The following is a 21159-nucleotide window of genomic DNA, read 5'->3' on the forward strand; positions in this document are numbered from 1 at the left end:
GATGGGATGGTGCTGAGTATGGCAATTTTAAAAGCGGAAGAAAGAACGGACGACAAACGTTCCTCTTTAAGGAAAATCCGGTTATCGGGATTTGTGCCTGGCGTGATTTACGGAAAAAACTTGGAGAATAAGTCTGTTGCACTGGATAGTATTGAGCTTTTAAAAGTCTTGCGCAATGAGGGGAAAAATACGATTATCAGTTTGGATATCAACGGTGAACGGCACTCTGTCATGGTGACTGAAATACAAACAGACCCACTGAAAGATGCAATTGTACATGCTGATTTCAAAGTGGTTGATATGGAAGCGGAAATGGAAGCAGCCGTCCCTGTTAATCTAACGGGTGAAGCCGAGGGTATCAAGCAGGGCGGCGTACTTCAGCAGCCGCTCTACGAACTTTCTATTACTGCAAAGCCGAAGAGCATCCCGCAAACGATTGAGGCGGATATTTCTCGTCTCGAAGTTAATGATGTTCTAACCGTTGGCGACATTCCGGCAAAAGGTGATTATTCATTCAATCATGAGCCTGATGAAGTCGTTGCATCCATTCTCCCTCCCCAAAAGCAAGAGGAAACGGAAGCCGAATCAGCAGCTCAAGAAGTTGAGGAACCAGAAGAGTAAAAAAACGAATAAATACCTAAGGCGTAACCCTCCCGCGGTTACGTCTTTTGTGCTAGAATGAGGGGAATTAGGACGCTCCCCTCAGGTATGCCTGAGGCAGGGTTTTGATTAAGGGAGGATATACAATGCTTTTGTTTGCAGGTTTGGGCAATCCGGGAAAAACATACGAAAAAACGAGGCATAATGTAGGGTTTATGACGATCGATGAACTTTCCAAGGAATGGAACATTGCCCTTGATAAAACAAAATTCAACGGACAATATGGAATTGGATTTGTTTCCGGCAAAAAGGTTCTACTTGTTAAGCCGCTTACATATATGAACTTATCGGGAGAATGTTTGAGGCCGCTTATGGACTATTACGAGATCCCTGTTGAGAATATGAAAGTGATTTATGATGATTTGGATCTTCCGACCGGAAAAATCCGTCTGAGGACGAAAGGAAGCGCCGGAGGGCACAACGGTATTAAATCGATGATTCAGCATCTTGGGACATCTGATTTTAACCGAATCAGAATCGGAATAGGCCGACCGGTAAACGGCATGAAGATAACGGATTATGTCCTGGGCGCTTTTACGTCAGAAGAAGAGCCGGCTGTACAGGAAGCTGTCCGAAAATCGGTCAATGCATGTGAAGCTTCTCTGGATAAACCATTTTTAGAAGTCATGAATGAATTTAATGCAAAGGTATAAGACGATTGGGAACAGAACATACTAGTCTTAAAAAGACTGGCTATGGGAGGTTCCTTTATGGCTTTGCATTATTACTGCCGTCATTGCGGCGTGAAAGTAGGAAGTCTTGATCATTCTTATGTCAATAGTGAACAATTGGGGTTTCATCACTTAACAAATGAGGAAAGAAACGATATGATTTCTTATAAAGATAATGGGGATTTACACGTCATGACGATATGTGAAGATTGTCAGGAAGCGCTGGAACGAAACCCGGATTATCATCAATATCAATCATTTATTCAATAAAAAGCTTTGGTGTAGAGACTAGACCAAAGCATTTTTCTATTTGAGGAAGAGAGGAGGGGCTCATTTGAACAATATTCAATCCTACATTACAAAAAGCGATGATTTTAAATCCATCGTGAACGGTTTGAACGAAGGGCTGAAGGAGCAGCTGCTTGCGGGACTCTCCGGATCTGCCCGCTCATTATTTACAGCCGCTCTTTCAAAAGAAATTAAACGGCCGTTATTTTTAATTACACATAACCTTTATCAGGCTCAAAAAATTACAGACGATTTAACAGGGCTGATAAACGATCAGCCTGTCCTTTTATATCCTGTCAATGAATTGATTTCATCGGAAATTGCGGTTGCGAGCCCTGAGCTGCGTTCGCAAAGACTGGATGTGTTAAATAGGCTTTCAAGCGGGGAAGCACCGATCGTGGTTGCGCCCGCAGCGGCTGTCAGAAGAATGCTGCCTCCTGCGGAGGTTTGGAAGGAGAGCCAGATCCAAATTGAAACCGGCCGGGAAATCGATCCGGAAAAACTGATTCAGACCCTCGTTCAAATTGGATATGAACGGACCGATATGGTTGCAGCTCCCGGGGAATTCAGCATTCGCGGGGGCATTATCGATGTCTACTCATTGACAGAAGACAACCCTATCCGCATAGAACTGTTTGATACTGAGATCGATTCAATTCGCATTTTCAATACGGATGATCAGCGCTCTCTGGAGACGCGCGATACAGTGGAGATCGGCCCGGCAAAGGAGCTGATCGTACGGGAAGAAGATCGGCAAAGGGCGCTTGAGCAAATGGAGAAAGGCCTTGCCAGCAGTCTTAAGAAACTGAAGCTGGATAAACAAAAAGAAATCCTCCATCAAAATATAGCGGAGGACAAAGAGCGGCTCACGGAAGGAAACATTGGCCAGGAAATGGTCAAATACATTTCTTATTTCTATGAGAATCCTGCTAGTTTGCTAGATTATTTCCCGAAAAATACTCTGCTCATACTGGATGAGATCAGCCGTGTTCACGAAATGGAAGACCAGCTGCAAAAGGAAGAGGCTGAATGGATCACGAGTCTTCTTGAAGAAGGCAAAATTCTTCATGACATGTCCATGTCATTCCCTTTTCACAATCTCATCTCGACACAGTCTCGCCCCATTTTGTACTATTCGCTGTTTTTGAGGCATGTTCAGCATACAAGTCCGCAAAACATCGTGAATGTTTCCAGCAAACAAATGCAAAGCTTTCACGGTCAGATGAATGTGCTCAAAAACGAGATTGAACGGTTTAAGAAATCCAAATACACGACCGTTTTTCTAGGGGACAGCCGGGAGCGCGTCGAAAAGCTCGCATCGGTTCTGTCGGATTATGACATAGAAGCTGCGCAAGCAGATCAAGACGCGGCGCTTGCCCAAGGACAAATCTACATCATGGAAGGCGGTCTTCAATCGGGTTTTGAGCTTCCTCTGATGAAGCTGGCTGTCATCACCGAGGAAGAATTGTTTAAGAAACGCGTAAAAAAGCAGGCGCGCAAACAAAAGCTGACAAATGCAGAAAGAATCAAAAGCTACTCAGAATTGCAAGTCGGTGATTACGTCGTCCATGTCAACCATGGAATCGGAAAATATTTAGGCATCGAAACGCTTGAAATCAACGGCATCCACAAGGATTACCTGAACATTCATTACCAGGGAAGCGATAAACTTTACGTGCCCGTTGATCAAATCGACCAGGTGCAGAAATATGTCGGTTCAGAAGGCAAAGAACCGAAGCTGTACAAACTGGGAGGAAGCGAATGGAAGCGGGTCAAGAAAAAGGTTGAAACATCTGTTCAGGATATCGCAGATGATTTGATTAAGCTCTATGCGGAAAGAGAAGCAAGCAAAGGTTATGCCTTTTCTCCAGACCACGAAATGCAGCGCGAATTTGAAGCCGCTTTTCCTTATCAAGAAACAGAGGACCAGCTGAGATCGATTCATGAAATTAAAAAAGATATGGAAAAAGAACGGCCGATGGACCGGCTGCTTTGCGGAGATGTCGGGTACGGCAAGACAGAGGTTGCTATCCGTGGCGCCTTTAAAGCGATTGCAGATGGAAAGCAGGTGGCTATCCTTGTACCGACTACTATTTTGGCCCAGCAGCATTATGAAACAATATTGGAGAGATTCCAGGATTATCCGGTTAACATCGGCCTGCTCAGCCGGTTCCGGACTAGAAAAGAAGCGACTGAAACGATTAAAGGCCTGAAGAACGGTACGATCGATATTGTAATCGGAACCCACAGGCTTTTGTCAAAGGATGTCGTGTACAAAGATCTGGGCTTGCTCATCATTGATGAAGAACAAAGGTTCGGAGTCACGCATAAGGAAAAAATTAAACGAATCAAAGCGAATGTCGATGTGCTGACTTTGACGGCGACTCCAATACCCCGAACCCTTCATATGTCCATGCTTGGAGTCAGGGATTTATCAGTGATTGAAACCCCTCCGGAAAACCGTTTTCCCGTTCAGACATATGTTGTCGAATACAACGGGGCGCTGGTGAGGGAAGCGATAGAACGAGAGCTCGCCAGAGGCGGCCAAGTATACTTCTTGTACAATCGGGTCGAGGACATTGAAAGAAAAGCTGAAGAAATTTCAATGCTTGTGCCTGATGCCAAGGTGGCGTATGCCCATGGGAAAATGACAGAAAACGAACTTGAATCGGTCATGCTGAACTTTTTAGAGGGAGAATCAGATGTTCTCGTCAGTACGACAATTATTGAAACGGGCGTCGATATTCCAAACGTCAATACGTTAATTGTGTACGACGCCGACAAAATGGGCCTTTCACAGCTGTATCAGCTGAGAGGCCGTGTCGGACGCTCTAATCGGGTAGCTTACGCCTATTTTACGTATCGAAAAGACAAAGTCCTGACAGAAGTGGCTGAAAAAAGACTTCAGGCTATTAAGGAATTCACTGAACTCGGGTCTGGTTTCAAGATCGCCATGCGCGACTTGACGATACGCGGAGCTGGCAACCTTCTAGGTGCACAACAGCACGGGTTTATCGATTCCGTCGGGTTTGATTTATACTCGCAAATGCTCAAGGAAGCGATTGAAGCGCGCAAAGGTGATGTGCCGCAAGCTGAAAAGTTTGAACCGGAAATCGATTTGGAGCTTGATGCGTATATTCCGCAGACCTATGTGACGGACGGCAAGCAAAAAATAGATATGTATAAACGATTCAGATCCGTTGCAACCGCTGAAGAAAAAAGCGAGCTGCAGGATGAAATGATCGACCGTTTCGGCGAGTACCCGAAAGAAGTCGAGTATTTATTTGCGATTGCAGAAATGAAGGTATATGCCATCAGAGAGCGCGTCGAGCTGATTAAGCAGGAGAAAGATGCCGTCAGACTGACGATCGACGAAAAGGCAAGCTCTGAAATCGATGGACAAAAGCTGTTTGAACTCGGCAGCAAATACGGCAGGCAGATCGGTCTTGGAATGGAAGGCAAGAAACTCAAAATCTCGATTCAGGTGAAAAACCGCAAACCTGAAGAGTGGCTGGAGACGCTGCTTGAGATTTTAAAAGGCTTGCAAGACGTTAAAAAACAAACGATTGCTTCATCGTAAATTTTTGTTGTTTCTCACGTATATTACATTTGATGTGAAGGATACTAAAATCAATCAAGAGTGGAGAGTGTTTCAAGTACACAGCTCTGTTACATCCACCAGATATATCATCAAATGAAAGAGAGGCAGCACAGATGAAAGCAACTGGTATCGTACGTCGGATTGATGATTTAGGCCGGGTCGTGATCCCGAAGGAAATACGAAGAACCTTGCGTATTCGTGAGGGGGACCCTTTAGAAATATTCGTGGATCGGGATGGGGAGGTTATTTTAAAAAAATATTCTCCTATCAGCGAGCTTGGTGATTTTGCTAAAGAATACGCAGACGCGCTTTATGACAGTTTAGGGCATTCTGTACTAATCTGCGACCGTGACGTGTATATCGCAGTATCGGGAAGTTCCAAAAAAGACTACTTAAACAAGTCCATCAGCGATATGGTAGAAAAAGCGATGGACCAGCGAAACTCCGTGTTGGACGGGGATGCGAAGACGATCCAGCTGATTGACGGCATTGACGAAGAAGTCGCATCTTATACAGTGGGCCCGATTGTTGCAAACGGCGATCCGATCGGAGCTGTCGTGATTTTTTCTAAAGACCAGTCAATTGGTGAAGTGGAACATAAAGCAGTCGAAACTGCCGCCGGTTTCCTGGCGCGTCAAATGGAACAATAGGTCTCATTCCTTTTATTTGGACATTCCTGCCGTTCAGGCAGGAATGCCGAAAGTGTTTAACACGCCCGGAATATCGTATCAACCAGTCGGAACAGCACCCTTTTGGGCTGTTCTTTTTTTAGTTGGCGGTTAAAAAGGGAGGGAACTGCACGGTATATGGTATAATAAGCACGTTTCATGTGCTTTTCAGGAAGAGATGAAAAGCGCATTGAAAGGAGCTTGCAGAATGGGCTTTTTAAACGGCCAAAGACGGCTTCTTTGGCAAGGCGCCTTTGTGTTGTCATTGGCGGGAATTTTATCAAAAATATTAAGCGCTGTTTATAGAGTGCCTTTTCAAAATATAGTGGGAGATGTCGGTTTTTATATTTTTCAGCAAGTGTATCCGATGATAGGAATATCTGTGCTGCTTGCGACATCCGGCTTTCCGGTCATCATTTCCAAGCTTTTGAATGATCACGGTGCGGACAGCCGCGGGAAGATTCTCCGCGTGTCTATGCTGTTTGTGTCAGGAGTCGGCCTTGTTTTTTTTCTTCTTCTTTTTATCGGAGCTGCGTCTATTGCAGGCCTGATGGGCGACCCGGAGCTTGCCCAGGTCATCCGCGCCGTTTCGTTTTCTTATTTGCTGCTCCCGTTCGTATCCTTATTCAGAGGCTATTTTCAAGGAAGCGAGCAGATGCTGCCGACGGCATTTTCACAAATCGGCGAGCAGTTTTGCCGTGTCGCAGCCATCCTCATTTTGACGTGGTGGCTTGTAAAGAACGGATACTCTTTATATGATGCCGGAGCCGGAGCAGCCTTTGGCTCTCTGGTCGGAGGCCTGACAGCATTTTTCATCTTGGCGGCATTTTGGGTAAAGAGGAGAAGAAACCGCGCTGTTCATCATGCGGGTGTTGAGACGAAAACGATTGTCAAACAGCTTTGTCTGTACACGGTGACGATCTGTGCCGCCAGCCTCATGCTGATTCTCATCCAGCTTGTTGACGCGCTGAACTTATATTCATTGCTGGCGGGACAGGGAATGGACGAGCTTCAGGCGAAACATACAAAAGGTGTTTATGACAGAGGCCAGCCGCTGCTTCAATTAGGAACCGTTTTTGCGGCGAGCATTGCGACTGCTCTTGTCCCATCTCTTTCTAAAGCGAGAAAACAGGAGGAAATCAAGGCTGCACAAGAAAAAATCCAATCTTCAATTAAAATGAGCTTGGTGATTGGCACTGGTGCGGCGGTAGGCCTCATTTGCATTTTGGAGCCGGTTAATGTCATGCTGTTTAAAAACAGCGAAGGGACGGCAGCGCTTCAAATGTTCAGTATTTCAATTTTTTTTGCGTCGCTTGCTTTGACCATCACCGCTGTTTTACAAGGTCTCGGGGATACATTTTTTCCGGCCGTCTCCGTTTTCAGCGGTTTTTTGCTGAAAGCTGTATTCAACTTCATGCTGATTCCTTCCCTCGGTATATCCGGAGCAGCCTTGGCTACTGTCGCGGCATTCGCCGCTGTCGCCGGGCTTAACCTGTTACAGCTGAAAAGGAAGGGCTTGATCAAACTTTCGGAATACAGAATATCCGGGATTTTGATCTCGGCATTCATCATGGCGGCGGTCTTGTCATTTTGGCTCTATGCGTTTGAAACAGTGCTGCCGCATGAAAGCAGATGGCTGTCGGCAGCAGAAAGCCTCAGTGCGGTTTTCATCGGCGGAGCAGTCTTTTTGTACAGCATATTAAAATTACGCGTGTTTTCAGAAAAAGAACTCGAGCTTGTACCTTTTGGCAGCAAGCTCCTGACATTCAAACGAGAAAGGGGCGGCGGGAATGACTCGTAAAATAACAGTTGTCGGTCTCGGGGCAGGCGATATGAATCAATTAACTCTTGGCGTCTATAAGCGCCTTACACAAGCTGAGGTGCTATACGTCCGGACGGAAGACCATCCATTAATAGAAGAGCTGAGAAAAGAAATTCCGACCATTCATTTTTTTGATGAGATCTATGAAAAGCATGATCAATTCGATGAGGTTTATGAAGAAATCGTTGAAAGGCTTTTTCAGGAGGCAGAGAAGCGGGATGTGCTCTACGCCGTTCCGGGCCATCCGTTTGTAGCGGAAAGAACCGTGCAGCTGTTGCTTGAAAGACAGCATCTATATCAAGCGGAAGTAGAGGTGGAGGGCGGCCACAGTTTTCTTGATGCGACATTTAACGCCTTGGAGATCGATCCGATTGAAGGATTTCAATTTGTTGATGCCGTTCAATTTTCAGCAGATGAAGTGGAGCTCTGCCATCACCTCATTATTTGCCAGGTTTATGATCAAATGACCGCTTCCGAAGTAAAGCTTACATTGATGGAAAAGCTGCCTGATGATTATGAGGTCGTGATCGTAACGGCGGCGGGAAGCAGCAAAGAAGAGGTCAGAAAAGTGCCGCTTTATGAACTGGACAGAAGTGTCGGTATCACCAATTTGACGAGCGTTTACGTTCCTCCTGTCAAAGACGAAGCTGTTCTTTATCAGGAGTTTTCGATGTTCCGCCGCGTCATAAGGGAGCTTCGCGGACCAAACGGCTGCCCTTGGGATCAAAAACAGACTCATCAATCATTGAAAAAATACTTAATAGAAGAGTGTTATGAAGTGCTGGAAGCCATCGATGAAGAGGATTCTGATCATCTGGTTGAAGAGCTTGGCGATGTCATGCTGCAAGTCCTTCTCCATGCGCAAATCGGTGAAGATGAAGGTCTCTTTGCCATTGATGATGTCATACGCGGAATCACTGCGAAAATGATCAGAAGGCATCCGCATGTTTTCGGGGATACTGCAGTAAATGATGAGGCCGACGTCATGGCAAACTGGGAAGAGATTAAGAAGCAGGAAAAACAGACCGATAAAAAATCGCTTCTTGATGATATTCCGAAGCCGCTGCCCGCTCTGTCAAAAGCGAATCAGCTTCAGAAAAAAGCAGCAAAGTCCGGATTTGACTGGTCTGATGTTCAAGATATTTGGGACAAAGTTCAAGAAGAAATGAAAGAATTTTCTTTAGAAATTTCCGAAGCTGAACAGGACGGCAAAAAAATAAAAGAAGAATTCGGAGATCTTTTATTTGCTCTCGTCAACATCGGCCGATTTTATAAAATTGAGCCCGAAGAAGCGCTCACTATGACAAATGCCAAGTTTTACAGACGGTTCAAGCATATTGAACAATCGGCAAAACGCGCCGGAAAGGACCTCGAAAGCATGACGCTTGAGGAAATGGACGAATTCTGGAATGAAGCGAAAGAAATCGAAAGGGGCTGATAAACCATGAGACTTGATAAATTTCTAAAGGTATCAAGACTGATTAAAAGACGGACGCTTGCCAAAGAAGTGGCGGATCAGGGGAGGATCTCGATCAACGGCCAGCAGGCAAAAGCAAGCTCTGATGTTAAAGCGGGAGACGAGCTTGAGGTTCGCTTCGGTCAAAAACTCGTTACTGTCAAAGTCAATGAACTGAAAGACACGACGAAAAAAGAAGAGGCTGCTAATATGTACACCGTCCTGAAAGAAGAGAAACTCGGAGGGGAATAGGCTTGTTCTAAAAAAACACCTCATCTCATACAATGCAGTAACGAATCTTATAGTATGAGGATATGGGGGATGAATAGATGAGTTTATACTATGACCAGCATAACCCTTCCAACGGGTCATCTGTCCCGGAGCATAACGTCATGATGAAGGGCCGCAAGCTGTTGGATATTTCCGGCGTCAAACAGGTTGAGAGCTTTGATAATGAGGAATTTTTGCTTGAAACCGTGATGGGTATGCTGGCGGTCAGAGGCGAAAACTTGCAGATGAAAAATCTGGATGTGGAAAAAGGAGTTGTCTCCATTAAGGGAAGAGTGCTTGATCTCGTCTATTTGGATGAGCAGCAGGGGGAGAAAGCTAAAGGGTTTTTTAGCAAGTTGTTTAAATGACGCTGACCACACAGTTCTATACGATGCTCGCCATGGCCGGAATGGGGGCATGGCTGGGCGCTTCCCTTGATACCTACACCCGATTTGTGATTCGCGCTAAAACCGCCAGGTGGCTTTTATTTATCCATGATCTGCTGTTTTGGATGGTACAAGGTCTCCTTTTTTTCTATGTTCTGCTCAGCGTAAATGAAGGAGAGTTAAGAATTTACATCTTTTTGGCGGTTATGCTGGGATTTGCCGCATATCAAAGCCTTTTTAAACAAATCTATATTAAAATCTTGGGATGGATGATCTCCTTCTTTGTTTTGATCTGCCGTATGACATCAAAAATGATGCAGATGGTGATATTTCGCCCTGTTGTGTGGACATTTCAGTCCTTTTTGGCAATTATTCTGTTCTTGATGAGAAATATCTATGTTCTTTTTCGTTTTTTTGCGGTATGTTTATATAAGATCTTAAAATTCGCAGGCTATCCGTTTTATTTCTTAATATATCAATGCTATAGGCTTCTTCCCGCCCGTATTCGGGGAATGCTGAGACGCTTTTTACAAAAGGGAGCAGGATTTTTCAAAAAGGGAAAGAAACTATTCATAACAATTAAAACGAAATTACTAAAAAAATGAAGGAGGCCGTCTGGAATTGAACGATACTAGCAAACGCAATATTTCTCAAATTCAAAATGAATATAAAGAGCAAATGGAACGGAAACAGCAGCATTTGAAACGAAAAAGGCGCGGTCTATACAGACGGTTGACGGTATTTGGGGCTGTCGCGCTGCTTTCGGCGATCGTGATGGTCAGCTCGCTTTGGTCGCAGACCTCAGATATCAGTGCAAAAGAAGAGAAAAAAGAAGAGCTTTTGAAAAAGCTGGATCAGCTGGAAGCAAAAAAATCAAACTTAAAAGATGAGATTGTCAAATTAAAGGACGAGGATTACGTTGCAGAGCTTGCCAGAAAGGATTATTACCTCTCAAAGGAAGGGGAAATCATCTTCAAGTTTGATGAGAAGAGCAAGTAGCCTTGTTGACACTTATTTTTTTCTTTATGTATAATTAAAGAAATGATCTTTTTTAAGTCTAAGGAGGAGCACTTTTTTTATGTCGATTGAAGTTGGCAGCAAGTTGCAAGGGAAAGTAACAGGTATTACAAATTTTGGAGCATTTGTTGAATTGCCTGGAGGATCAACAGGTCTCGTTCATATCAGTGAAGTAGCCGATAATTACGTCAAGGACATCAATGATCATCTCAAGGTCGGTGATCAAGTACAAGTCAAAGTCATCAATGTAGAGAAAGATGGCAAGATCGGTTTGTCCATCAAAAAGGCTGTAGACCGTCCTCAATCAAGACCTAGAAATGATTTCCGCTCTAAAGAAACGTTCGAACAGAAAATGAATAAGTTTTTAAAAGATAGTGAAGATCGCTTATCGTCTCTAAAACGTAACACGGAATCAAAACGTGGAGGGCGCGGAGCAAGAAGAGGTTAACTTGCTGCTTTCTATATAAACGAAAGGCATTCGTCTTATCCCAGCGGATGCCTTTTTATTTTTCCGAAAAATTTTATTCGAATTTCTATTGACGGACGGGACAATCCTTTGTATTATAGAACTTGTGCGTTAAAAGAACAAAATCATAACATGGCGGTGTAGCTCAGCTGGCTAGAGCGTACGGTTCATACCCGTGAGGTCGGGGGTTCGATCCCCTCCGCCGCTACTTTTATCAAGGCCCGTTGGTCAAGCGGTTAAGACACCGCCCTTTCACGGCGGTAACACGGGTTCGAATCCCGTACGGGTCATCTTAAAAACCGGTTTCTTATGAAGCCGGTTTTTTTGTTTCGGAAAAAATGCAAAATACCGAGAATCGACTCGACTTATCAAGAGTGATTGAAGCTCCTTACAAAAACCGTCGAAGAGTTCTTTTAAATCGTTACCTTCTTTTGACAAAATCCTATTTCATCTTTCGCTATAATGGCAAGCAACGAATAAACGAGTGGGGGATGAGATCATGGAAAAAGCGGAAAGAAGGGTTAACAGCCCAATAGCAGGACCAGTTGTCCAAAAGATGTACTCATGGTTTGGCAAAATGACGAAGCTTATGATGCAGCATTTATATTCGCTCTTTTTCTATAAAGGGTTTATCTATATGATCATCGGTTTTTTATTGGGACGAGCCTTCATTCTGTCAGAGGTGATACCCTTTGCTCTTCCATTTTTCGGCGCGATGCTTTTAATTAAAAAAGACAAAGCTTTCTTGGCGTTTTTGGCGCTGCTTGCGGGGGCTCTGAGTATATCGCCGCAGCATTCCTTATTTGTACTCGCAGCAATTGTTTCGTTTGCGATATGTTCAAAATTGACCTCTTATATTATAAAGGATCAAGTCAGGACATTGCCCGTCGTTGTTTTTTTGGCAATGGCGCTGACAAGATGCGGGTTTGTTTACACACAATATGGAACGGTTTCAAGCTATCATTACATTATGGCTTTCGTGGAAGCCGGATTATCCTTTATTTTAACGCTGATTTTTTTGCAAAGCCTGCCGATTGTGACTTCAAAGCGGGCCAAACAATCGTTGAAGATTGAGGAAATCATCTGCTTTATGATTTTAATAGCATCCGTTCTTACCGGATTAACGGGTGTTTCATTTCAAGGCATGCAGGCTGAACTGATATTGGCCCGTTATGTCGTGCTGACTTTCGCGTTTATCGGAGGTGCCAGCATCGGCTGTACCGTCGGGGTTGTGACAGGCTTGATCCTCAGCCTCTCAAATATCGGCAATCTATATCAGATGAGTCTGCTGGCTTTTTCCGGCCTTCTAGGCGGTTTGCTAAAAGAAGGGAAAAAAGCGGGCGCGGCGGTCGGCCTTTTGATCGGATCTTTGTTGATTTCTCTTTATGGCGGGGGTTCCGCAGAACTTGTACCAACGCTTTATGAATCCTTGATCGCGATCGGTCTGTTTCTTTTAACACCGCAGTCCATTACGAAAAAAGTGGCCAAATATATACCGGGTACGGTCGAGCACGCGCAAGAGCAGCAGCAATATGCAAGAAAAATCCGAGATGTCACCGCCCAAAAAGTTGATCAATTTTCAACCGTGTTTCATGCTTTATCCGAAAGCTTTACCGCATTTTACCATTCTGTTCCTGATGAGGAAGGGAAAGAAAAAGAAATTGACCTGTTTTTAAGCACGGTTACAGAACATTCCTGCCAATCTTGCTATAAGAAAAACAAGTGCTGGGTACAGAACTTTGATAAAACATATGATTTGATGAAACGGGTTATGCAAGAAACAGAGGAAAAGCAATATTATCAAAACCGCAGGCTGAAAAAAGAATTCAATCAGCACTGTTCTAAATCAAAACAGGTTGAAGCGCTGATAGAGGACGAGCTGACAAACTTTAGAGCCAATCAGACGTTGAAGCAAAAGGTGCATGACAGCAGACGTCTTGTAGCAGAACAGCTTCTCGGTGTATCACAGGTGATGTCTGACTTTTCTCGGGAAATCAAAAGGGAGCGGGAGCAGCACTTTATCCAGGAAGAACAAATTAGGGAAGCGCTGCAGCATTTCGGCATAGAAATACAGCAAGTCGAAATCTACAGTCTCGATCAGGGGAACATCGATATTGAAATGAGTATTCCGTACTGCAACGGACATGGAGAATGTGAGAAAATCATTGCCCCGATGCTGTCTGATATTTTGGAGGAGCAAATCATCGTAAAGGCTGAACAATGTGCCGGCCACCCAAACGGATACTGTCATGTCGCTTTCGGATCGGCAAAATCCTACCGTGTTGTGACAGGGGCGGCTCACGCGGCGAAAGGCGGGGGCCTCGTCTCCGGAGACAGCTATAATATGATGGAACTCGGAGCAGGCAAATATGCAGCCGCTATCAGCGATGGCATGGGAAATGGCGCCAGGGCGCACTTTGAAAGCAATGAAACGATCAAGCTTCTTGAAAAAATCCTTCAGTCAGGCATTGATGAAAAGGTCGCAATTAAAACCATCAACAGCATCCTTTCATTAAGAACGACGGATGAGATTTACTCGACGCTGGACCTATCTATTATTGATTTGCAAGATGCCAGCTGCAAATTCTTGAAAATCGGTTCAACGCCAAGTTTTATTAAGAGATCAGATCAGATCATCAAAGTTCAGGCCAGCAATTTGCCGATCGGTATCATTACCGAGTTTGATGTCGATGTTGTCAGCGAACAATTAAAAGCTGGAGACATTCTGATCATGATGAGTGACGGAATCTTTGAAGGGCCGAGACATGTAGAAAATCATGATCTTTGGATGAAGAGAAAATTGAAGTCGCTTAAAACAGAGGACCCTCAGGAAATCGCCGATTTGATCATGGAAGAGGTCATTCGGACAAGGTCGGGTCTGATTGAGGATGATATGACGGTGATCGTCATAAAGATAGATCATAATACGCCAAAGTGGGCGTCGATTCCGGCCCCCGCTTTTTTCCAAAAGAATCAAGAGATTTCTTAGCTCTCGTATAAATCAAATTTCTTCTGGCGATGATGGAAGTAAATAAAGATATCTTTGTCCAGGAGGAATAAAAACATGAAAAAGGGGCACTTGAATCAAATCCTGCTTATTACGGACGGCTGTTCGAACCGCGGTGAAGATCCGCAGGCGATGGCAGCCTTTGCAAAAGAGCAGGGGATTACCGTAAATGTCATTGGGATTATGGAAGAAAATGCGATGGATCAAGATGCGATGAAAGAAGTCGAAGGCATCGCTCTCGCTGGAGGCGGGGTTCACCAGGTTGTTTATGCTTCACAGCTGTCACAGACGGTACAAATGGTGACGAAAAAAGCAATGACACAAACCCTTCAGGGTGTGGTCAACAATGAGCTTAAACAAATTCTCGGCAAGCATTCTGAAATGGATGAGCTGCCCCCTGATAAACGAGGAGAAGTCATGGAAGTCGTGGATGAACTTGGAGAAACTGTTCATTTACACGTCTTGGTTCTTGTCGATACTAGCGCAAGCATGAATCCAAAGCTCCCGACAGTCAAAGAAGCATTGATTGATCTGTCCATCAGTCTGAACTCAAGAATCGGTGAAAACGAATTTGCCATGTTTATATTTCCCGGGAAAAAACAAGAGGTTGAACTTGTGCTGGATTGGACGCCGAAGTTTGAATCTCTTTCCTCGATATTTTCCAAACTGGCTGCCGGAGGAATCACGCCGACAGGACCGGCAATCAGAGAGGCGATACAGCATTTCAATAAAATCGGCTCAAGAAGGGGCATGTTAGAAGATGATGAAAGACGCTTCGACGAGTTTGGCGGGTAGTTTAAAGCCGGGTTCAGCCGTAGTTGGGAAATGGAATAATCATTCCTACAGGATCATCAGACAGCTTGGAAAAGGGGCTAATGGCGTTGTTTACCTGGCCGATTCAAAAAAAGGCCGCGTGGCACTCAAGGTGAGTGATGACAGCCTGTCGATTACCTCGGAAGTGAATGTTCTGAAATCCTTCTCAAAGGCCCAGGCAAGAGCAATGGGGCCTTCTTTTTTTGATGTGGACGACATGACAGTGTCCAATACCGGAAAGAAGCTCTCATTTTATGTAATGGAATATATTGAGGGGCCTCTGCTTTTGCGTTATATCAACGAGAAAGGAGAGGAGTGGATTCCGGTATTGATCAGCCAGCTTTTATCAAGCTTATCCATCATTCATCGCGAAGGATGGGTGTTTGGAGATTTAAAACCCGAAAACTTGATCGTGACGGGACCTCCGGCAAGGATTCGCTGTATTGATGTCGGCGGGACGACGAAAGAAGGCCGGGCCATCAAGGAATACACTGAGTTTTTTGACAGAGGATACTGGGAATGCGGAACTCGCAAGGCTGAACCTTCATATGATCTGTTTTCCGTGGCCATGATTATGATGAATTGCGTGACAAAGAAAGAATTTAAGAAAACAAGCAAACCGATGGATCAGCTTTTGTCGGTCATCGACAGCCACCCGTTTTTGACGAAATATAAAGCGGTTTTATTATCGGCTTTAAAAGGAAGATACAATACAGCGGATGAAATGAAGGCTGACTTGCTTGAGGCGGGCCGCCCGAGCCGCCGTCAATCGAGAACCGCCCGTCCATCTTCAATACCGGCCTCGTCGCAAGGGACGGGACAAAGGCGGCGGACAGCGCCTCAGCAGCGGTCGAGAAGCGGTCGAAAGGTGCGGAAAAATCATCAAAAATCCGGCGGCATCTTTGAGACGCTGCTGATCGTTGTGAGTGTGCTTGCCCTTTATTTCGCCTATATCGTGCTCTTTTTTATTTGAGACATCGCAAGGGTGATAGCTCTTCTTTGCAGGGACTGATTGAAAGTGTTAGGATTATTTATATCTTTTGAAAATCACCCTGCTCTTAGTGGGAGGACATTGTGAAAAGCATAGAAGATTTTATTGAAAAATACGAACTGGCTTTTGATGGGGCAACGATCATCGCCGGCGTCTCCGGCGGACCTGATTCCATGGCTCTGCTTCATGCATTACATCATATGATTCCCGGCACTGCGACACTCATTGCCGCACATGTCGATCATCAGTTCAGAGGCGAAGAGTCTGAAAAAGATATGCGTTTTGTTCAGGAATATTGCGCAGCAGAGGGCATTCGCTGTGAGGCGCAGCAAATTGATGTTCAAAAGTATGCGTCCGAAAAAAGTCTTAATAAACAGGCGGCCGCAAGAGAATGCAGATTCCAGTTCTTTAAGGAGCAAATGAAAAATCATCAAGCGAAATATTTGGCCCTTGCTCACCATGGTGATGATCAGATCGAGACGATGCTGATGAAATTGGCGAAAGGCACCATCGGTATGGGACTTGCCGGTATTCAGCCGAAGCGCCGTTTTGATAACGGATGGCTGATCAGGCCGTTTCTCGGGCTTGCCAAAGAAGATCTTTTGGCTTACTGCAAAGCGAATAATGTACCGTTCAGGACGGATCCGAGCAATGATCAGGATGATTATACACGGAACAGATTCAGACACCATGTTCTCCCTTTCTTAAAGAAGGAGTCGGAAGATGTCCATAAACGGTTTCAATTCGTCAGTGAATCGCTGACTGAGGACGAATTATACTTACAGGCATTAACAAAAGAGAAAATGAATACAGTAATCACAAGCAAGTCAAGTTCCGGTGTGAAAATCAGCGTCAAGCACCTTATTGAGCTTCCTATGCCTTTACAAAGAAGGGGAGTTCAACTAATATTAAACTATCTTTATGAAAACGTTCCATCTGCGTTTTCAGCCCATCATATTAAGGTGTTTCTGGAATGGATTTCAAAAGCGGATCCTTCCGGTTCTCTTGATTTCCCAAATGGGCTAAAAGTGGTTAAATCTTATCATACATGTTTGTTTACATTTCAGCGTGTGCAATGTGAAAATATTTCCTATCATTATGAAATAAGCGGTGCAGAAGAAGACCTGATGCTTCCTAACGGTTTTTCCCTTCATGTGAGCAGACAAGGTTCAGCCCCTGTGCCCAATGGAAATGAAGTTTTTGCAACAAGTCCGCAGCAGGTTCATTTCCCTCTCTATGTCCGGACAAGACAAAAAGGAGACAGAATCAAACTTAAAGGGATGAACGGCTCAAAAAAGGTAAAAGATATATTTATTGATGAAAAAGTGCCTCTTGCAAAAAGAGACAGCTGGCCCATTGTGACAGACGCGATTGGACGAATTGTCTGGATACCTGGTCTGAAAAAAACCATTTTTGAGGAACTTGATGTTACAAACAATGATCGCATTGTATTACAATATAGACAGCATGAAAAGTGTAGGGGGCTAGCAAAGAATGAAACAGGATATTGAAAATATCTTGATCTCTGAAGAAGAGATCCAAAAAAAAGTCAAGGGGCTCGGCGCGGCGTTAACAGAAGAGTATAGCGGCAAGTTCCCGTTGGCCATCGGTGTGTTAAAGGGAGCCATGCCGTTTATGGCCGATCTTTTGAAGCATATTGATACATATTTGGAAATGGATTTCATGGATGTATCAAGCTATGGCAATTCCACGGTTTCTTCCGGTGAAGTCAAAATCATTAAGGATTTGGATACATCAGTAGAGGGCCGTGACATCTTAATTATTGAAGACATCATCGACAGTGGGCTGACTTTAAGTTATCTTGTAGAGCTTTTCCGATACCGCAAAGCAAAATCGATTAAGATTGTGACCCTTCTTGATAAGCCGAGCGGACGCAAAGCAGATATCAAAGCGGATTATGTCGGCTTTGAAGTTCCCGACGCTTTCGTTGTGGGATACGGCCTTGATTATGCAGAACGCTACCGCAATCTTCCGTATATCGGAGTACTCAAACCGGCGGTTTATGAAAGCTGATATGAGGCTTGTCTGCAAAAGGGATATCTGTTGTATTGGAACGATTTTCTATGATACTATTGAACATAGTTGTGCTTACTGTGGGAGGAGGTAAGGAATGAATCGGGTCTTCCGTAATACCATTTTTTATTTACTTATTTTATTAGTTGTGATCGGAGTTGTGAGCTACTTCCAAACCGCAAATCCGAAAACCGAAAATATGACGTACAGTGACTTTGTTTCAAACCTTGAAAACGGGAAGGTTGAAAATGTGTCTATCCAGCCTGTCAGGGGTGTTTATGAGGTCCGCGGACAGCTGGCGAACTATGAGAAAGACCAGTATTTTCTGACTCATGTTCCTGAAGGAAAAGGGGCAGATCAGATTGTTGACGTTGCTAAGAAAATGAAGGTGCAGGTTGAACCCGCACAGGAAACAAGCGGATGGATGACATTCTTTACCACCATCATCCCTTTTGTTATTATCTTCATTCTTTTCTTCTTCCTGCTTAATCAGGCTCAAGGCGGCGGCAGCCGTGTCATGAACTTCGGTAAAAGCAAGGCTAAGCTTTATACAGAAGAAAAGAAACGAGTCAAATTCAAAGATGTGGCAGGAGCGGATGAGGAAAAGCAAGAGCTTGTTGAAGTCGTTGATTTCCTGAAAGATCCCCGCAAATTTGCTGAACTCGGGGCAAGGATTCCGAAAGGTGTTCTTTTGGTCGGGCCTCCGGGTACAGGTAAAACATTGCTTGCAAAAGCTTGTGCCGGTGAAGCGGGCGTACCTTTCTTCAGTATAAGCGGATCTGACTTCGTTGAAATGTTCGTCGGGGTCGGTGCTTCACGTGTGCGCGACTTGTTCGAAAATGCCAAGAAAAATGCGCCGTGTCTGATTTTCATCGATGAGATCGATGCAGTCGGGCGTCAGCGTGGTGCAGGTCTTGGCGGCGGACATGATGAACGTGAGCAGACGCTGAACCAGCTTCTCGTTGAAATGGACGGATTCAGCGCGAATGAAGGGATCATTATCATTGCTGCGACAAACCGTGCGGATATTTTAGACCCTGCATTGCTGCGTCCGGGACGCTTTGACCGTCAAATTACAGTTGACCGTCCTGATGTCAAAGGTCGTGAAGCCGTACTTCAAGTGCATGCGAGAAACAAGCCGCTTGACGAAGCTGTCAACTTAAAATCGATTGCGATGAGAACGCCTGGATTCTCCGGTGCGGATCTTGAAAACCTTTTAAATGAAGCGGCTCTTGTAGCAGCCCGTCATGATAAAAAGAAAATCGATATGCGTGACATTGATGAAGCGACAGACCGTGTCATCGCAGGACCTGCCAAGAAAAGCAGGGTGATTTCTAAAAAAGAACGCAATATCGTTGCATACCATGAAGCCGGACACACCGTCATCGGACTCGTCTTGGACGAAGCGGATATGGTGCATAAAGTAACGATTGTTCCCCGCGGCCAAGCGGGCGGATATGCCGTTATGCTTCCTAAGGAAGACCGTTATTTCCAAACGAAACCTGAACTTCTCGATAAAATTGTCGGCCTGCTTGGAGGCCGTGTAGCTGAGGAGATTATATTCGGTGAAGTCAGCACGGGAGCCCACAATGACTTCCAGCGTGCAACAAGTATTGCAAGACGAATGGTTACTGAATTTGGAATGTCTGAAAAACTCGGTCCTCTTCAATTCGGACAGTCGCAAGGCGGCCAGGTGTTCTTAGGCCGCGACTTCAACAATGATCAGAACTACAGCGATGCGATCGCGTATGAAATCGATAAAGAAATTCAGCACTTCATTAAGGATTGCTATGAACGTGCTAAAACAATCCTTACCGAAAATCGCGATAAGCTTGAGCTGATAGCCCAAACATTGCTGGATGTCGAAACGCTCGATGCTGAGCAAATCAAGCATTTGACTGAACACGGAAAACTGCCTGACCGTACTTATGAAGATGAGCAAGAGAAAAAAGACGATGTAAAAGTAAACATCAACAAAAGAGAAGATGAAGAAAGAAAAGAGGATAACCAAGAGTAACCCTGTCCCTTTTCGATTCTTTTAAAGAAAACTGCCAAGCTTGCGCTATTTGGCAGTTTTTCTTATTTATCGCCTTCTTCAGGAGCCGCTTTGGCGAATTTCTTCCGGCCGGTTTGATTCGTTTACAAACGGAATCGGCATCGTGTATTGTATGATGGTAGAATGTTTTATGTCCAAGTAAGAGAAACTAGTCAAAAGTGGTGATCAGATGTTACTTGTTATAGATGTGGGAAATACAAATACCGTTATTGGTATATATCACGACGGTGAGCTTGAATATCACTGGCGGATCGAAACAAGCCGCCATAAAACCGAAGATGAATTCGGCATGCTCCTTCGTTCTTTATTCGATTACGTGGGGCTAATGTTTGATCAAATTGAAGGAATTATTATTTCATCAGTTGTACCCCCGATCATGTTTTCCCTTGAAAGAATGTGTACAAAATATTTTCAGATCGAGCCGCAGATTGTCGGTCCCGGAATGAAAACAGGATTAAATATTAAATACGATAATCCGAAAGAAGTCGGGGCGGATCGGATTGTGAATGCAGTCGCTGCGATTCACCTCTACGGCGGCCCGCTGATCGTCGTTGATTTTGGAACCGCTACAACGTACTGTTATATTAACGAGCGCAAGGAATACATGGGCGGAGCGATCGCACCGGGGATCACGATATCGACAGAAGCCCTTTATTCAAGAGCCGCAAAACTTCCTAGAATTGAAATTGCGCGGCCTGATAACATCGTCGGCAAAAGTACGGTCAGCGCTATGCAATCCGGAATTCTTTACGGCTATGTCGGACAAGTTGAAGGGATTGTCAAACGGATGAAATGGCAGTCCAAACAAAACCCGAAAGTCATTGCAACAGGCGGTCTGGCATCCTTGATTGCAGATGAGTCCGACTGTATTGATGTTGTTGATCCGTTTCTCACCTTAAAGGGGCTTGAGCTGATATACGAACGGAATCGCGTTGAAAGTGTATAGGAGGATG

At 44.7% G+C, this 21159-nt stretch carries 19 protein-coding genes and 2 tRNA genes; all 21 read left to right on the plus strand.

Annotated elements, in window-relative coordinates; genetic code table 11:
- Positions 1-18: 18 nt before the first annotated feature.
- The 21 genes from RBH91_RS00340 (at position 19) to RBH91_RS00440 (ending at position 21152) form a co-directional block, all read left to right on the plus strand.
- Complete coding sequence (locus RBH91_RS00340) at positions 19-621, plus strand: 50S ribosomal protein L25/general stress protein Ctc (protein WP_076761016.1); 603 nt, start codon at positions 19-21, stop codon at positions 619-621.
- Positions 622-746: 125 nt separating this feature from the next.
- Positions 747-1313 carry an aminoacyl-tRNA hydrolase gene (gene pth, locus RBH91_RS00345; RefSeq protein ID WP_307893070.1) on the plus strand — a complete coding sequence of 189 codons (567 nt, stop codon included), beginning with the start codon at positions 747-749 and terminating at the stop codon, positions 1311-1313.
- A gap of 57 nt (positions 1314-1370) precedes the next feature.
- The gene (locus RBH91_RS00350) at positions 1371-1601 is read left to right on the plus strand and encodes an anti-sigma-F factor Fin (RefSeq protein WP_076761014.1); all 231 of its coding nucleotides are present in this window, start codon (positions 1371-1373) and stop codon (positions 1599-1601) included.
- Between the two features lie 64 nt (positions 1602-1665).
- Positions 1666-5199, plus strand: a complete 3534-nt coding sequence (gene mfd / locus RBH91_RS00355) for a transcription-repair coupling factor (RefSeq protein WP_307893071.1) — start codon at positions 1666-1668, stop codon at positions 5197-5199.
- Positions 5200-5333: 134 nt separating this feature from the next.
- Complete coding sequence (spoVT, locus tag RBH91_RS00360) at positions 5334-5870, plus strand: stage V sporulation protein T (protein ID WP_076761012.1); 537 nt, start codon at positions 5334-5336, stop codon at positions 5868-5870.
- Between the two features lie 226 nt (positions 5871-6096).
- Positions 6097-7689, plus strand: a complete 1593-nt coding sequence (locus RBH91_RS00365; protein WP_307893072.1) for a putative polysaccharide biosynthesis protein — start codon at positions 6097-6099, stop codon at positions 7687-7689.
- Complete coding sequence (locus tag RBH91_RS00370) at positions 7679-9148, plus strand: bifunctional methyltransferase/pyrophosphohydrolase YabN (RefSeq protein WP_307893073.1); 1470 nt, start codon at positions 7679-7681, stop codon at positions 9146-9148. Before RBH91_RS00365 ends, RBH91_RS00370 begins: the two co-directional genes overlap by 11 nt.
- A 6-nt stretch (positions 9149-9154) precedes the next feature.
- A complete protein-coding gene (locus RBH91_RS00375; protein ID WP_076761009.1) occupies positions 9155-9418 on the plus strand; it encodes an RNA-binding S4 domain-containing protein in 264 nt (87 codons plus the stop codon).
- Positions 9419-9495: 77 nt separating this feature from the next.
- Positions 9496-9804: a sporulation protein YabP gene (gene yabP / locus RBH91_RS00380; RefSeq protein ID WP_076761008.1), complete on the plus strand. Its 309-nt coding sequence runs from the start codon at positions 9496-9498 to the stop codon at positions 9802-9804.
- Positions 9801-10427 carry a spore cortex biosynthesis protein YabQ gene (gene yabQ / locus RBH91_RS00385; RefSeq protein ID WP_076761007.1) on the plus strand — a complete coding sequence of 209 codons (627 nt, stop codon included), beginning with the start codon at positions 9801-9803 and terminating at the stop codon, positions 10425-10427. The genes yabP and yabQ overlap by 4 nt, the downstream gene beginning before the upstream one ends.
- Positions 10428-10443: 16 nt before the next feature.
- The gene (locus RBH91_RS00390; protein ID WP_307893074.1) at positions 10444-10821 is read left to right on the plus strand and encodes an FtsB family cell division protein; all 378 of its coding nucleotides are present in this window, start codon (positions 10444-10446) and stop codon (positions 10819-10821) included.
- A gap of 79 nt (positions 10822-10900) precedes the next feature.
- Positions 10901-11287, plus strand: coding sequence for a S1 domain-containing RNA-binding protein (locus tag RBH91_RS00395; RefSeq protein WP_076761005.1), 387 nt, complete (start codon positions 10901-10903; stop codon positions 11285-11287).
- A 152-nt stretch (positions 11288-11439) separates the two neighbouring features.
- Positions 11440-11513: transfer RNA gene (locus RBH91_RS00400), tRNA-Met, on the plus strand.
- Between the two features lie 10 nt (positions 11514-11523).
- Positions 11524-11595, plus strand: a tRNA-Glu gene (locus tag RBH91_RS00405).
- Between the two features lie 209 nt (positions 11596-11804).
- Positions 11805-14294, plus strand: a complete 2490-nt coding sequence (spoIIE, locus tag RBH91_RS00410) for a stage II sporulation protein E (protein WP_307893075.1) — start codon at positions 11805-11807, stop codon at positions 14292-14294.
- Between the two features lie 54 nt (positions 14295-14348).
- Positions 14349-15107 carry a VWA domain-containing protein gene (locus tag RBH91_RS00415; RefSeq protein ID WP_275666987.1) on the plus strand — a complete coding sequence of 253 codons (759 nt, stop codon included), beginning with the start codon at positions 14349-14351 and terminating at the stop codon, positions 15105-15107.
- Positions 15073-16098: a protein kinase domain-containing protein gene (locus RBH91_RS00420; RefSeq protein ID WP_307893076.1), complete on the plus strand. Its 1026-nt coding sequence runs from the start codon at positions 15073-15075 to the stop codon at positions 16096-16098. Before RBH91_RS00415 ends, RBH91_RS00420 begins: the two co-directional genes overlap by 35 nt.
- A 101-nt stretch (positions 16099-16199) precedes the next feature.
- Entirely contained in the window at positions 16200-17627 is a 1428-nt protein-coding gene (gene tilS / locus RBH91_RS00425; protein WP_307893077.1) for a tRNA lysidine(34) synthetase TilS, read from the plus strand.
- Positions 17611-18150 (plus strand): hypoxanthine phosphoribosyltransferase, encoded by a 540-nt coding sequence (gene hpt, locus RBH91_RS00430; RefSeq protein ID WP_076761000.1) that lies wholly within the window; start codon positions 17611-17613, stop codon positions 18148-18150. The genes tilS and hpt overlap by 17 nt, the downstream gene beginning before the upstream one ends.
- Positions 18151-18247: 97 nt before the next feature.
- Positions 18248-20167 carry an ATP-dependent zinc metalloprotease FtsH gene (ftsH, locus tag RBH91_RS00435; RefSeq protein WP_076760999.1) on the plus strand — a complete coding sequence of 640 codons (1920 nt, stop codon included), beginning with the start codon at positions 18248-18250 and terminating at the stop codon, positions 20165-20167.
- A gap of 208 nt (positions 20168-20375) precedes the next feature.
- Positions 20376-21152, plus strand: a complete 777-nt coding sequence (locus RBH91_RS00440; RefSeq protein ID WP_150196188.1) for a type III pantothenate kinase — start codon at positions 20376-20378, stop codon at positions 21150-21152.
- The last annotated feature ends 7 nt before the right edge of the window (positions 21153-21159 follow it).

The organism is Bacillus swezeyi, assembly GCF_030908325.1.
GTDB classification, from domain to species: domain Bacteria; phylum Bacillota; class Bacilli; order Bacillales; family Bacillaceae; genus Bacillus; species Bacillus swezeyi.

Bases quoted from the DNA above. Each gene is read 5' to 3' on its own strand.
- RBH91_RS00340 (WP_076761016.1), top strand. From the start codon at position 19: ATGGCAATTTTAAAAGCGGAAGAAAGAACGGACGACAAACGTTCCTCT.
- pth (WP_307893070.1), top strand. From the start codon at position 747: ATGCTTTTGTTTGCAGGTTTGGGCAATCCGGGAAAAACATACGAAAAA.
- RBH91_RS00350 (WP_076761014.1), top strand. From the start codon at position 1,371: ATGGCTTTGCATTATTACTGCCGTCATTGCGGCGTGAAAGTAGGAAGT.
- spoVT (WP_076761012.1), top strand. From the start codon at position 5,334: ATGAAAGCAACTGGTATCGTACGTCGGATTGATGATTTAGGCCGGGTC.
- RBH91_RS00365 (WP_307893072.1), top strand. From the start codon at position 6,097: ATGGGCTTTTTAAACGGCCAAAGACGGCTTCTTTGGCAAGGCGCCTTT.
- RBH91_RS00370 (WP_307893073.1), top strand. From the start codon at position 7,679: ATGACTCGTAAAATAACAGTTGTCGGTCTCGGGGCAGGCGATATGAAT.
- RBH91_RS00375 (WP_076761009.1), top strand. From the start codon at position 9,155: ATGAGACTTGATAAATTTCTAAAGGTATCAAGACTGATTAAAAGACGG.
- yabP (WP_076761008.1), top strand. From the start codon at position 9,496: ATGAGTTTATACTATGACCAGCATAACCCTTCCAACGGGTCATCTGTC.
- yabQ (WP_076761007.1), top strand. From the start codon at position 9,801: ATGACGCTGACCACACAGTTCTATACGATGCTCGCCATGGCCGGAATG.
- RBH91_RS00395 (WP_076761005.1), top strand. From the start codon at position 10,901: ATGTCGATTGAAGTTGGCAGCAAGTTGCAAGGGAAAGTAACAGGTATT.
- spoIIE (WP_307893075.1), top strand. From the start codon at position 11,805: ATGGAAAAAGCGGAAAGAAGGGTTAACAGCCCAATAGCAGGACCAGTT.
- RBH91_RS00420 (WP_307893076.1), top strand. From the start codon at position 15,073: ATGATGAAAGACGCTTCGACGAGTTTGGCGGGTAGTTTAAAGCCGGGT.
- hpt (WP_076761000.1), top strand. From the start codon at position 17,611: ATGAAACAGGATATTGAAAATATCTTGATCTCTGAAGAAGAGATCCAA.
- ftsH (WP_076760999.1), top strand. From the start codon at position 18,248: ATGAATCGGGTCTTCCGTAATACCATTTTTTATTTACTTATTTTATTA.
- RBH91_RS00440 (WP_150196188.1), top strand. From the start codon at position 20,376: ATGTTACTTGTTATAGATGTGGGAAATACAAATACCGTTATTGGTATA.